The organism is Shewanella sp. NIFS-20-20 (assembly GCF_019209865.1).
Taxonomy (GTDB): Bacteria; Pseudomonadota; Gammaproteobacteria; order Enterobacterales; family Shewanellaceae; genus Shewanella.
This window is the reverse complement of sequence record NZ_JAHUTT010000024.1, coordinates 40,506-53,253: the sequence shown is the minus strand read 5'-3', so window position 1 is coordinate 53,253 and position 12,748 is coordinate 40,506. Positions and strand designations below refer to the sequence as shown.

At 47.4% G+C, this 12,748-nt stretch carries 16 protein-coding genes and 2 pseudogenes; 10 read left to right on the top strand and 8 right to left on the bottom strand.

From position 1 onward, the window contains the following. Window positions 1–98 (top strand): annotated as a pseudogene (locus tag KU855_RS09630) (IS5/IS1182 family transposase); the annotation flags it as partial. A gap of 57 nt (window positions 99–155) precedes the next feature. Here KU855_RS09630 and KU855_RS09625 read toward each other — a convergent pair. Next, window positions 156–407 (bottom strand): annotated as a pseudogene (locus KU855_RS09625) (cytochrome C); the annotation flags it as partial. A gap of 402 nt (window positions 408–809) precedes the next feature. Here KU855_RS09625 and KU855_RS09620 point away from each other — a divergent pair. The 3 genes from KU855_RS09620 to KU855_RS09610 all read left to right on the top strand — a co-directional run bounded on the left by KU855_RS09620 (window position 810) and on the right by KU855_RS09610 (window position 2,488). Next, window positions 810–1,556 carry a winged helix-turn-helix domain-containing protein gene (locus KU855_RS09620; protein ID WP_218530074.1) on the top strand — a complete coding sequence of 249 codons (747 nt, stop codon included), beginning with the start codon at window positions 810–812 and terminating at the stop codon, window positions 1,554–1,556. Further along, complete coding sequence (locus KU855_RS09615; protein WP_218530073.1) at window positions 1,543–2,064, top strand: hypothetical protein; 522 nt, start codon at window positions 1,543–1,545, stop codon at window positions 2,062–2,064. The genes KU855_RS09620 and KU855_RS09615 overlap by 14 nt, the downstream gene beginning before the upstream one ends. 172 nt (window positions 2,065–2,236) lie before the next feature. Continuing rightward, window positions 2,237–2,488, top strand: a complete 252-nt coding sequence (locus KU855_RS09610) for a hypothetical protein (RefSeq protein ID WP_218530072.1) — start codon at window positions 2,237–2,239, stop codon at window positions 2,486–2,488. Window positions 2,489–2,548: 60 nt separating this feature from the next. Here KU855_RS09610 and KU855_RS09605 read toward each other — a convergent pair whose 3' ends face one another. Further along, entirely contained in the window at window positions 2,549–3,424 is an 876-nt protein-coding gene (locus KU855_RS09605; protein ID WP_218530071.1) for a sterol desaturase family protein, read from the bottom strand. A gap of 31 nt (window positions 3,425–3,455) precedes the next feature. Then, on the bottom strand, window positions 3,456–4,514 hold the full coding sequence (locus tag KU855_RS09600; RefSeq protein ID WP_218530070.1) for a DUF2804 domain-containing protein: 1,059 nt from the start codon (window positions 4,512–4,514) through the stop codon (window positions 3,456–3,458). A 228-nt stretch (window positions 4,515–4,742) separates the two neighbouring features. Between KU855_RS09600 and KU855_RS09595 the strand changes: the two genes are divergently transcribed. The 4 genes from KU855_RS09595 (at window position 4,743) to KU855_RS09580 (ending at window position 7,950) form a co-directional block, all read left to right on the top strand. Next, the gene (locus tag KU855_RS09595; protein ID WP_218530069.1) at window positions 4,743–5,318 is read left to right on the top strand and encodes a YajG family lipoprotein; all 576 of its coding nucleotides are present in this window, start codon (window positions 4,743–4,745) and stop codon (window positions 5,316–5,318) included. Beyond that, window positions 5,315–5,896 carry a peptidylprolyl isomerase gene (locus KU855_RS09590; protein WP_218530068.1) on the top strand — a complete coding sequence of 194 codons (582 nt, stop codon included), beginning with the start codon at window positions 5,315–5,317 and terminating at the stop codon, window positions 5,894–5,896. Before KU855_RS09595 ends, KU855_RS09590 begins: the two co-directional genes overlap by 4 nt. A gap of 169 nt (window positions 5,897–6,065) precedes the next feature. After that, on the top strand, window positions 6,066–6,386 hold the full coding sequence (locus KU855_RS09585) for a hypothetical protein (protein WP_218530067.1): 321 nt from the start codon (window positions 6,066–6,068) through the stop codon (window positions 6,384–6,386). A gap of 160 nt (window positions 6,387–6,546) precedes the next feature. Beyond that, window positions 6,547–7,950, top strand: a complete 1,404-nt coding sequence (locus tag KU855_RS09580; protein ID WP_218530066.1) for an MFS transporter — start codon at window positions 6,547–6,549, stop codon at window positions 7,948–7,950. 47 nt (window positions 7,951–7,997) lie between these two features. Here the strand turns inward: KU855_RS09580 and KU855_RS09575 are convergent, their stop codons facing one another. Further along, the gene (locus KU855_RS09575) at window positions 7,998–8,483 is read right to left on the bottom strand and encodes a YajQ family cyclic di-GMP-binding protein (RefSeq protein WP_218530065.1); all 486 of its coding nucleotides are present in this window, start codon (window positions 8,481–8,483) and stop codon (window positions 7,998–8,000) included. Window positions 8,484–8,633: 150 nt separating this feature from the next. On the opposite strand from KU855_RS09575, the gene KU855_RS09570 reads away from it, so the two are divergent. Then, window positions 8,634–8,996 carry a VanZ family protein gene (locus KU855_RS09570; RefSeq protein WP_218530081.1) on the top strand — a complete coding sequence of 121 codons (363 nt, stop codon included), beginning with the start codon at window positions 8,634–8,636 and terminating at the stop codon, window positions 8,994–8,996. Beyond that, a complete protein-coding gene (locus KU855_RS09565; RefSeq protein ID WP_218530064.1) occupies window positions 8,993–9,916 on the top strand; it encodes a 2-dehydropantoate 2-reductase in 924 nt (307 codons plus the stop codon). Before KU855_RS09570 ends, KU855_RS09565 begins: the two co-directional genes overlap by 4 nt. A gap of 2 nt (window positions 9,917–9,918) precedes the next feature. Here the strand turns inward: KU855_RS09565 and KU855_RS09560 are convergent, their stop codons facing one another. From KU855_RS09560 to KU855_RS09545, 4 genes are all read right to left on the bottom strand, one after another. After that, on the bottom strand, window positions 9,919–10,155 hold the full coding sequence (locus KU855_RS09560; RefSeq protein WP_218530063.1) for a GNAT family N-acetyltransferase: 237 nt from the start codon (window positions 10,153–10,155) through the stop codon (window positions 9,919–9,921). A 9-nt stretch (window positions 10,156–10,164) separates the two neighbouring features. Further along, window positions 10,165–10,422 (bottom strand): DUF2164 domain-containing protein, encoded by a 258-nt coding sequence (locus KU855_RS09555; RefSeq protein ID WP_218530062.1) that lies wholly within the window; start codon window positions 10,420–10,422, stop codon window positions 10,165–10,167. Window positions 10,423–10,495: 73 nt separating this feature from the next. Beyond that, the gene (gene kdsA, locus KU855_RS09550) at window positions 10,496–11,344 is read right to left on the bottom strand and encodes a 3-deoxy-8-phosphooctulonate synthase (RefSeq protein ID WP_218530061.1); all 849 of its coding nucleotides are present in this window, start codon (window positions 11,342–11,344) and stop codon (window positions 10,496–10,498) included. Between the two features lie 135 nt (window positions 11,345–11,479). Further along, window positions 11,480–12,736: a DUF819 domain-containing protein gene (locus KU855_RS09545; protein WP_218530060.1), complete on the bottom strand. Its 1,257-nt coding sequence runs from the start codon at window positions 12,734–12,736 to the stop codon at window positions 11,480–11,482. Between the last annotated feature and the right edge of the window lie 12 nt (window positions 12,737–12,748).

Genomic DNA, 12,748 nt, shown 5'->3' with positions numbered 1-12,748 from the left:
GAGATTACAATGCACAAGTCGGAGAGGTGTTAGCTAACGTCAAGGCAATGAACAAAGTCATAAGACTAGGTATGCCTGTTAGTTACCGAGTTGAGTAATTAGAGTAAGTGTCATTAGATCAGTACGTTACGTGAACCATTTGATCAACAACGCCCATCGACACTACTTGATGCTGCCAACATGGTAACCATGGCATGAAACACTTGATGCATACAACCGCCACCGGTTTCATAGGCCAGCTTAGCTGTCGCCATCGCATCAAGTGGCACGTATTTCAGCTTATCCCCTAGGGCTAATTGATAGTGTCCTAAGGCGGCAAAACTTTGACTGGGTGCCAGTACGCCTCCAGCGGCTAAGCCGGCAATGCCTAAGATAGAGCCCATGGCGTTACGTCGATTCATATTCATAATCACTCCTTAACTTTTGATGTAGATAATCAGCCCTGACCGATATGCGGTATGGAGCCGAGCTTAGCTAAGTCATCAATAAATAAAGTGACCGATGATATTTATTACCCAGTATTAAAAGGCGGGGTTAAGGATCGGTGTTATCTGCCATTAGCGGCATGATGCTCTACTTCAACAACCAATCACAGTGATATCTATATATAGCCAGATCGTTCTCATTCATTTACAGATTATTTATCTATGCTGATTAATATTTATCGGTATTTATTAACGTGATGGAGTTCGCGCATTAACCATTTAACTCTCATCCGGCACGGGCTCTCGCGCAGATCACTGAAGGGATCACATCATTTTACTCGCCAGCTAATTATACTGACCCCTGCATGCTAATTAGGAGGGCATATGCAAATCGGAGATTGCTATTTGGATATCGGCAAGGGAGAGTTAATTAGACGTGCCAATAACGAAGTGTGGATATTACCAAGAGCCGAATTACACGTATTAAGCCAACTTAGCCAACACTTAGATAGCACCATTAGCAAAAAACAATTACGCGGTGACGAGTTATTATCTCCGGCCCTCACCGATGCCTCGGTGACACGGGCAGTGTTTATGCTGCGTAGTTTTCTTGGGCCGCAAGATGAAGCTCATATCCAAACCGTCAAAGGCCAAGGGTATCAGATGCTCAGTCATCTCCCCAATCATCGCCAAGCCCCCATATTGCCGGCAACATATATCAAACACACTACCGGCGTCATCTCGGCACTGCTGGTGTACCTCACCCTGTATGTCATTTACCAACCCAGCCAAGAACTGTCATCAACAACGCCGCCATTGACACAATTTACACTCGCCTCCACGCTCGGGCCGGTGGAGCTATTACTGTTTTCAAGTTCAAAAACCAATAATGCGCTCCTTCTCGAGCAAGCCAACATCATCAAACCCGTATTAACTGAATGCCAACTGGCGTACTGGCGTAAGGTGTATATGTCACTCAGCCACGACAGTCAGGTACTCAATGTAACCCTAACAGGCAATATTGAGGGTCATGCTCAGGTCAGAAACTTAAAAATTACCGACCGGCGCCAAGATAAACAGTTTATTTCAGCTCAATGGCTAAATGAGGTCCGACTCTGTGAAAAAGCATAATAACGTCTGGTTTGGACTATTGCTTGTCTGCATCAGCGCAATCGGTGCCTATCTTGTGCTTTTACCCCAAGCAAAGACAGAACCAGTATTATTAAATTGTACGTCGGAGTTATTTAATAAACTCGATCATGCCACCGAGGCAGAGCACTATTTAATCGTCGACTTAAGCCATAATGGCAATAAAGCACAAGTCAACTATCGTTATTTTAATAAAGAAGGTGCGCCTGCCGGCAGTATTTTAATGCAAGGACGTGCACTAGCGTCATCCTCATCGGCACACTTCATCCATATCGAAGTCACCTCAAAACAAGAAACCACCACTGAAGAGCCGATGCCGGCACATATGCAATATGTGTCCTACATCAGCAGCCTCAATCTGAATCATCAAGGACTACATCACCTCAATATTGAAGTGCTTGAGGCCAATGCGCTAGAGGATTATGCCGTGGTGTTATTCCAGCCAAGTAATACCGTTTGTGGCTGCCGCTTACTCCAAGGCCAACCTTAAATCAGCCACGCCCTAGGTTAACAACCAATTAAGATTGTCAAAGTTTTGTTGCCGACACGGGCAGAATTTCGCGATATCCGTTGGTGAAATTTTATGCAACAATCGTCGCCATCACAACATGGTCATAGGCACAGTGCCTGTGGGTTGTGAATTTGACCATTAAGGAAAAATCATGAAATTAAGATCAATTGTGGCTGTTAGCATCCTGATAAGCTGGTCTAGCGTTGCAAATGATGAAGTGGCCATTGAATTACCCATGGCACCTGAAGGCGAGCTGATTAGCATGATCCAAGTCTGCCAAGACATGGCCATCGAACAACAGGTTGAACAAATTAACCTTGATAGCTATTTACTTGAATGTGTTAATGAGCAACTCGAAGAGCTCGATTACAGCCCGCTTGAAGCGCTACCACAATCTGAATAAACATTGTGACCTTAACGGCTGAATTCACAGGGGGAGCATGACTCCCCCTGCTGTTTTTTGCTATTTATTGTCATTTTGCTGCGATGAAAGGCCCACAGGGGGTTGCACTATCACCGCGATACGCTGACGCCAACTTAGGCCCTCGGCCGTAAATTCTCGCCACATGTCTTGCCATTCAGCAAACGTCACCTTAATCGGATTGGTGCTATTCACCGGCTTAGTAATTCCAAATTCTACCGGTGCAACCTCGGGTTCAAAGGTCGAGAATAGCTTGTCCCAAATGATCAGCACTCCCGCATAATTTTTATCTATGTATTGCGGATTTCGACCATGATGAACCCGGTGATGACTCGGTGAATTAAACAAGCAATCAAACCAACCAAAGTTTTTAATCCATTGCGTGTGAATAATAAATTGCAATCCGAGATTAAGCAGCACCGAAAACACCACCCATTTAGGTGGGAAACCTATGATCACTAATGGCACCCAAAAAAGCCACATACCGGCGAAGGGGTACATTAAACTCTGACGAAACGCCGTGCTAAAATTCATGCTTTCAGAGCTATGGTGAGTAGAGTGCGCCGCCCACCACCAACGGACGCGATGACTCGCACGATGGAACCAGTAATAGCAAAAGTCTTGCGCTAGCATGAGGGCTAAGAAACTGCTGACTCCCATGGTGATATCAAATAGGCGCCAATCAAAAAGCCACAGATAAATCTGGATCACAACTAAGCCAACAGTGATGTCCGTCAATTGATGTAATCCACCAAGCACCAGATTACAGCTCACCTCTTGCCAGCGATAATGAGCCGATGTTGGCAGTTTGCCATGACGCCGCCCCACATACCATTCAAGCCCCATACAGACAATAAACACTGGGGCTAACAGCATTAACAACCAATCGGGGTGTTCCACTAACCATTCCATAGACACGGGTTCCTTATGTGCTGGTAAGCGCTAGTACTTACCAGCGCGCATAGTGATCTTCACTGAGACCAAAGACCTCAGAGAACTGATGAAGTCGACCATTGTTATCGATAATATCGCCACTAAAACGACCAATATTTTGCCGAAAATTACTCCGAAGTAACCACAAATCTCGCTTCTCACTGCGGTGATTGAGTCCACTAAAGCGTAAATTAACGCGACCATCGACACTGGTGATTAACCAGGGGTCACTCGGTGCTTTCCGATTAAATTCAAAATGTACTGGCCCCAGTAAATGACGTTCTCCATTACACCAAAACACATTTTCAGTTAATCCCGTCTCATTCACACCGGCCGCTAAATTAAAACCAATAGTGCCAACATCCGTTAGGGCATTCATCGACGCCCAGCGCCAACTGGTATCACGTCGCATATATCCGGCTGAAAAATCATAGCCGCCAATGGCATCGATTAAACTCACCGAAGTGCCATTGATCTCAAGGCGCCCCTTCACGGCTAAGGCATTATGCTTTTGGGTATAGGTCCAGCCGCTATATCCCGTGGGATTGCACAAGGCCAAGGGTAAGCTCAGTGGCATAGGCGTTAATGACAGTTCAGCATTCATGTCGGCGGAGCTCACGCGTAAATGCCAACATCCATCCACTATGTTGATAGCAACTTGCCCATGTCGATGGCCAATTTTACCTAGGCTGTTGAGAGGTGAAGGCTGGGTTTGATACCCCGCGGCTGATAACCAGTTCATTTCAGATAATTGATTACTGTTGATGTGATAACTATAAGCAAAACCACTGCCGAGATAACGAATATCCGCCAAAGCGACGCCCAAGATATAATCGCGAGTGCGGATCGACACAAATTGAAATTGCTTATAATGGAAATATTTGGCGAGCTTAGACGCCGCGGTATCCATGCAGGTTTGGTAATCAAAATCAGCTAAATTGAGGCTGGCCACCGGCCCATCAAAGTGACCGAACTGTGGTTGGCCATTGGCACCAATTAAAGCAGCCGGTGCCTTGGTGGTGAGCAGTGGTGCACATGGTTGAAAACGATCGATGTCGGCTTGATGGCTAGTCATTGTTGTTACACTTCAATAAATTGAACTTTTACTCTACCTTGAAGCCTCGCCAGACAAAAGCCAAAAGTTATCATTTTGTAAAAAACGGCAGCGCCGTGAATATCACCAGACTAGTCTCCGCTGTGGCACGGGTCTCAACCGAGAAAAATTAGCGGCCAATATCAGCAAAAGTTTCAGAACCACCAATTTCTGGTATGCTGCATTAAAATTCACAACGCCTTATTTACTATGAAATTTACTCCTCTTATTTTATTAAGCACCCTACTGTTGGCCGGTTGTGCTAGTACCCCGCCAAATGTCATTGTATTAGCGCCAAGTGTCAGCGGCATAACTGCGCAAATTCAGCAATCGACCCCACTGGCGATCACCACCTTAGATACCCGTAAAGCTAATTTCGTGGTGCAATTTAATCAAGAAGATGAAGCCGCCAAATTAGTCAGCCCAGCTGAGCCGCCTCGCCAGCAAATTGAGGCTATGATGCGCCAAGGGTTCACTGACGCAGGCTACCAAATCGATCCAGCCAGCAGTACTGAGCTCACGCTAGCGCTACAAACGTTATTGACTCAAGTTGATGAAAATGCACTTAATTACGAAGCTTCGACATTGATTATCATCAATGTTGTCGCCACTCGCGGCAATCAAACCCTCAGTAAGCAATTTTCAAATCGTGGTCTACGCACCGGACCTTTCAGTGCCGACTTCGCCAGCCTTGAACTCGAACTTAATAGCTTATTGGCTGAGATTTCCACCGCCATCATCACCGATAGTGAACTCAATCAATTTTTAACGGGAGCCAATCAATGAAGTCATGGATAACCGCACTCAGCCTGCTGTTGACTAGCCACGCAATGGCACTCGATATTCAACCCGATACCTTATACCCTCAAGTCAAAATGGACACCAGCCTTGGGACCATAGTCGTGGAGCTTGATAGAACTCGAGCCCCCATCACGGTGGATAACTTCTTAACCTATGTGGTACAAGGCCATTATGACAACACGCTGTTTCACCGCATTATTAATGAGTTTGTGGTGCAAGGTGGAGGCTTAAGCCCCGATTTCAAAGAGAAACCCACGCACGCAGAAATCGTCAACGAGTCTGGCAACGGCCTATCAAATAGCCTAGGCACTATCGCCATGGCTCGTGAAATGTCGCCTCATAGCGCCACGGCCCAGTTTTATTTCAATGTTGCCGATAACACCCGCTTAGATCCGTCATCTCGGCGTTGGGGTTATGCGGTGTTCGGCGAAGTGATCAGTGGTATGGAAGTGTTGCAAGCCATGTCAAACGTTGCCACCGGCCACAATCAAACCTTAAATTGGCCCGATGTGCCGATCCAACCAGTGATATTGAACAAGGCCACATTATTACCTAGAAATTAACCTATTATCCGGTGATTTACTGGGGTTGCTTAGACAATATTTGCTAAATTGCAACGCCAGAGGTGATTAAAAAGCCAGCTATTTTTGCTTGAGCAATATCGCTTTTTCCCTATACTGAAATGGCAATAAAAATTGCGAAGCGTAAGTACAACAATGTGGAGGCGACACGATGACCCGTGAAGAGTTCATCGATAATAAGGCGCCCCAGCTGGCTTTTTATACCAATGCTTATTTGACGGATCAAATAGCCTTTGATGAAATCCAGCTTTACCTGTGGGACACCCTGGAAGAATGGCAGCAGGGGGACTATCAGGGCGAAGCTCAGTCTGATATAGAGCAAGCGTTCTGGCACTTACTACACAATTTTGACAAATGGCCCGACTGGGTGTTGAGAGGGAATCGATTTTTGCGCCAGCAAATACAGCAGTATTCTGATTATCTCAGCATCGGCGGCCAAAAACCGTCCTCATGTGTAGGAGTATGTCCTTAGTTGCAATAACGCCATTAACTAGGATGGAAGCCTTGAAGATGTCAACCTATTAGCCCGGCTTGCCGGGCTATTTTTCTTTTATGGCCCCGCCGCTGTTTTACTTGCCCAAGCCATAACAGCACCGTAAGCTAACCCCACAATTAGTCACTCATTTTTTGCTATGTCATTTGTTTCGCGCCTTATCGCGCCTTTTTCTGTGTATTGTCAGCGACGTGTACTGATTTTACTCTTACTTGGCTTTTCTTCCGGCTTACCCTTGATGTTGGTATTTTCCACGCTGTCGTTTTGGTTAAGAGAAGCTGGGGTAGATCGCGCCGCCATTGGCTATTTCAGCTGGATTGCCTTGGCCTATGCTGTCAAATGGATTTGGTCGCCTTTGGTTGACAGAGTGTCTCTGCCATTAACACCATTATTAGGGCGGCGCCGCAGTTGGATGTTAGTTGCCCAGTCTGTATTAGTTATTGCGATATTGGGCATGGCTTATACCGACCCTCAACAGGATCTGAAAACTATGGCAGTTTTTGCCTTGATGGTCGCAATCGCCTCTGCCACTCAAGATATTGTGGTGGATGCCTTTCGGATTGACTCCGCCCCTGAGAAGATGCAGGCAGCCTTAGCCGCGGCATATCAGATGGGCTATCGCTCCGCCATGATCCTCGCCACCGCTGGCGCACTGACTATCGCCGCCTGGGCCTCTCCCACAGAAGATGGCTACTCGCTTGTCGGCTGGCAAACCGCCTACATGGCCATGGCCGCCATGATGATTGTCGGCATCATCACGACCCTGTGTGCCCAAGAGCCTATGGTGGACACCCAAGCGGTCGATGAGCAAGAGCGTCAAATAAAAGCCGATTTTAATCAACGCTACCCTCGTTGGTTGGCCGCTGGGCTCTCTTGGCTTTACTGCGCCGCTGTTGTCCCCTTCGCCGATTTTTTTAAACGCTATGGCAAACACGCACTGCTAATACTCTTGATGATTTCCTGTTACCGCATCTCAGATATCGTCATGGGTATTATGGCTAACGTTTTTTACGTCGATATGGGCTTTTCAAAAGAGGAAATCGCGTTTTTATCTAAGGTTTATGGCCTGATCATGACCTTGGTGGGTGCGGCTCTCGGAGGGCTGCTGGTGAACAAGTTTGGCATCATGAAGATCTTGTTTCTCGGGGCATTGCTAGTGGCCTCGACGAACCTATTGTTTGCCCTACAAGCCGCCATAGGCTACAACGTGTCACTGCTGACGCTGGTGATTGCCATCGACAACTTGAGTGCAGGGATCGCCACCGCAGCCTTTATCGCCTATCTGTCGAGTCTGACCTCAAGTGGCCACACAGCAACACAATACGCACTGCTATCTTCCATCATGTTGTTGTTTCCCAAATTCGTGGCGGGTTTCTCCGGCGAATATGTCGATGCCTTTGGCTATGTCAGCTTTTTTATTACCTGCAGCCTGATAGGCTTCCCGGTGTTAATCCTCATTCATCTAGTTAGTCGCAACGTACCGGCAGCGCAAGTGACAAAAACCGAAGCAAAAACCGGCCACTCACCCAATAGCTCTTCTTAATGCACCGCTAATTGTGATGACTGCCCATTGGGCAGTCATCACACTCATTAATCACGGAAGTTATTAAATTGGAACGGCTGGCCTAAATCACTGTTACGCGCCAATGCCATCACCGCCTGTAAGTCGTCACGTTTCTTACCTGTGATCCGTACTGAATCCCCTTGTATCGCTGCCACGACTTTAATCTTGCTGGCTTTGATTTCTTTCACCAATTTTTTGGCGGTTTCAGTATCGATACCTTGCTTGAATTTAACTTTTAGGGTGAAGAACTTGCCTGAATGCACAGCTTTATCTTCCACTTCCATTGCCGCAGGATCAACATTGCGCTTACTTAGCGCGGTCCGCAATACTTCCACCATCTGGTTACATTGAAAATCAGATTCAGAACGCAGGCTCACCTGGTTATCTTTATAATCAACCTCACACTCAACCCCACGAAAATCAAAGCGTGAATCTAGATCACGCTTACAATTGGCGACCGCATTGCGCAGTTCAACTTCATCAACTTCAGAGACAATATCAAAAGAAGGCATAACAACATTTCCTAACCTAATAAAATTAACTCTAATTTTAACTGCCATCGGCGCCTAGGTGAAGATAAAAGCTTATTTCAAACGTCACAGGTGACAGCCTCAGCCCATTTGCATATGATGGGCGCTCATTTAGTTAACGATTTATATGCCGTGATAGTTAAACGTATTTTATTTAAGCTGGCGTTATTGCTTAGCGTGTTAGTGATAAGCTATCTGGTGTTCTCTCGCCCTAGCTATTCTCAAGCGATCCCTTATTTAGACAAAATTGGTCATCTGAGCAGTTTTTTTTGTTTATCCCTATTAACCTACCTAGCCTTTAAGCCTAAATGGTCAGTGTTGATTGTGATCATGGCAGGTTATGCTTTATTGATTGAAATCGTGCAATCCTATTTGCCTTATCGCAGTGCCGAGCTTGCTGATTGGATCGCTGATATGGCCGGTGTCGGCCTATTTTATCTGATGCTATGGGGGGTTCAGCGCCTGAGAGTCACACTGCGGAGCGACACTCAATGAGTGCTCAAGCGGCTAATATTGCCATTCTCGGGGCTGGTGCCATTGGCCAACTGTGGCACCATCAACTCGCGCATGCCGGTATTGCCAGCGTGCTGTTATGGCGCGATTTAGCCGCGACGATCCCGCGGCACCTAACGGTGATTAAACTCGATGGTCTCACCAGTCAATCCCCGCACCAGGGTCTCAGTGTTGAGGGTCTCACCCGAGAGCAATTGCAAGAAATCCAACTGCTAATAGTCACGGTCAAAGCCCATCAAGTCGTCACCGCCTTAACGCCTTTCATGCCGTTATTGCCCTTAGACTGCCACATATTACTGTTGCATAACGGCTTAGGGCCGCACTTAGCCGTGGATGCGATGTTGGCAGGACGAGGATTGCTGCTAGGGACCACTTCACAAGCCGCGCTGCGCGTGAGTCGAGATACCATCAAACACACAGGTCAAGGCGTGACGCACTGGGGGCAATTTAGGCCACCCGTCTTCTCAAGCTCACTACGTGCTGAAGTGGAACGCGCCATTGATGATTGTCATTGGCAAAGTGATATCATTGGTGCACTTTGGCAAAAGTTGGCGGTAAACGCCGTGATCAATCCGTTAACTGCACTCAATAATTGCACCAACGGAGAACTCGCTAAGCCAGAGTATGCCGCTCAAATACTAACAATTATTAACGAATTCATTGCCGTTGCTGCCGCTGAAGGCATCGCATTAAATCCACAGCAATTATTAGCCAGAGTGACCCAAGTGATAACCTTGACCTCGGCCAATTACTCATCCATGCATCAAGATGTCTATCATGGTCGCGCGACGGAAATCGACGCCATTAATGGCTATCTCGTCAGTCGCGCCGCCACACATGGTATCCGCGTGCCGCTCAATCAAGAACTGGTGGCAGCCATTTTGCAACGCGCGCAACCATAGCGTTACTTCAAAAACTTTTGCACATACCAACAACGCGCTTCAATCTGATAATTCTCAGCCTTAGCCCATGCTAAACCGGCCCGAACCAATTGCTCGGCGATCCCTTGGCCCCGCAACGACTCCGGCACATAAGTGTGAGTGAAATTGATGGTGTCTCCCGCAATGGTATACTCAAGCAAGGCTAACTCAGCCGCTTGCCATACAAATCGGTGTTGTTGTGTTTGATGTTCCACAGCCATAGTTAGTTCCTAATCTAGGGTTACCTTGCGTGAATCAACGGCCTCTTCGCCATCATCTAAACTACTTAATATCATAGCGTGCATCAAGCCTCGAGCATCTTCTAGCCCTTGGTTATACCAATGGCCCGCCGCTTTTTCGGTCACAAAATCCAGCAAGAATTCACAATCAAACTGACCGATGTCAATATCGTGTTGATCTTCTAGGTAAATTTGAAGTTGAGCCACTAATGTGGCTTTTGCCTGCGGCGCTAATTGAATGATTGCCATGATAAGCCCTCCATTATATCGACATTACAACAACGCCCGGTAAACCGGGCGTTGTGACTGAAAACGATACGCGTTACTTGCTGGTATCAATCGGTGCAAATGACTTGACCAAATCATCCACGGCCTTGATTTGGGTGAGATAGGCTTCTAACTGATGCAGTGGTAAAGCACAGGGGCCATCACACTTGGCATTGTCAGGATCGGGATGGGCTTCAATAAATAAGCCGCCTAAGCCTAACGCCATACCGCTACGGGCCAATTCAGTGGCTTGGGCACGGCGACCACCCGCAGAGTCTTCACGACCACCGGGGCGTTGCAGGGCGTGAGTGGCGTCAAAAATCACGGGATAACCCGTGTGTTTCATATCGTCCATGCCCAGCATGTCGACCACTAAGTTGTTATAACCAAAGCTGCTACCACGCTCGCACAGCATGATTTGATCATTGCCAGCTTCATTAAACTTCTTAATGATATGGCGCATTTCATGGGGGGCTAAAAATTGCGGTTTTTTGACATTAATAATCGCGCCAGTTTTTGCCATCGCCACCACCAAATCGGTTTGACGGGCTAAGAAGGCTGGCAACTGAATCACATCGACCACCTCGGCCACTGGCGCGCATTGATGCGGTTCATGCACATCGGTGATCAGCGGCAAATTAAAGGTGCGCTTGATTTCCTCAAAAATCTTGAGCCCTTCATCCATACCAGGACCGCGATAAGAATTGATTGATGAACGATTAGCTTTATCAAATGACGCCTTAAACACATAAGGGATCCCAAGCTTGGTGGTCACTTCGGCATAATGCTCGGCAATCTTCATCGCCAAATCCCGTGACTCAAGCACGTTCATGCCACCAAACAGCACGAAAGGTTTGTCGTTGGCCACCTCAATGGCACCGATTTGGATGGTTTTCTGGGTCATCACGAACTCTCTTTTATTCATGGATACCAAGCGGTATCAATATCATCAAGTATGCGGCAATTATACCGCGAATTAGGCGCTAGGGGCAGGAGATTCAAGCTCAAATCCCCTGCCATAGAGAGTCGTTAGTCACAATTACTGAGCGCTTAATTGCAATAACTGGCCACAAAACCACGCCATATATGTTCCCAGAGCATAGCCTAGTACCGCCAGCAACACCCCAACCGGCGCGAGAGCGGGGTGAAACGCCGCCGCGACCACCGGGGCCGAGGCGGCACCACCGACATTGGCCTGACTGCCAACCGCCATATAGAACAAAGGCGCCTTAATTAACTTGGCCACCCCGAGCATTAATGCCGCATGTACCAGCATCCAAATAATGCCAACCATAAAATATATCGGGGTATCGATAATCCGAGTGACATCCATATGTAAGCCGATGGTTGCCACTAAAATATATAAATAGGCAGAAGCCACCTTAGAGGCACCGGCAGCCTCTAAATGCCGCGCAGGCGAAAATGACATGGCCAAGCCGACGGAAGTCACTATTACCACTAACCAGAAAAACTTAGACGTGAGGCTGTATTGCTCGGTCCATGGATAGTTTTCACTGAAAAATGGCCCTAAAAAGTCAGCCGAAAAATGGGCAAAGCCGGTGACACCAAAGCCCACTGCCACGATAAGCATTAAATCGCTTAAGCTGGGGATACGAGCATGATCGGCATGATATTGTTCTACTTTCTGTTTTAATACTTCAATTGCGCGGGTATCCGCCCCAGTACGAGCATCGATTTGCTTAGCGCGTGCGGCCAACATTAACAGCACCGCCATCCAGATGTTAGCGACTATCACATCGACGGTTACCATCACTGAGAAAATTTCGCCGCCAACGTCATAAATTTCTTTCATGGCCGCCTGATTCGCGCCGCCACCAATCCAGCTGCCCGCGAGCGTTGTCATACCGCGCCACACCGAATCAGGTCCCATGTTGGCGGTTAAGCTCGGATCGATAGCCGACATAGTGAGCAAGGCAATCGGCCCACCAATCACTATGCCTAAAGTGCCCGTAAAGAACATGATCACCGCTTTAGGGCCAAGTCCCATAATGGCCTTGAGATCGACGCTAAGAATTAATAGCACTAAACACGCAGGCAATAAGTAACGAGAAGCGACAAAATAGAGGGATGAGGCATTGCCATCGACTATGCCAAATGTGTTCAGTAGCGATGGCAAGAAATAGCACAAGAGTAAGGCGGGGATCACCGAATAAAACTTACGCCAAAACGGATGTTGGCTGGCATTGGTATAAAATACGGCGCCTAAGATCACCGCCAATATACCGAGTGTGGTGGCATCGTTGGTGATCAAGGCGCCTTGTGTCGCAACTTGCATGATTTACTCTCC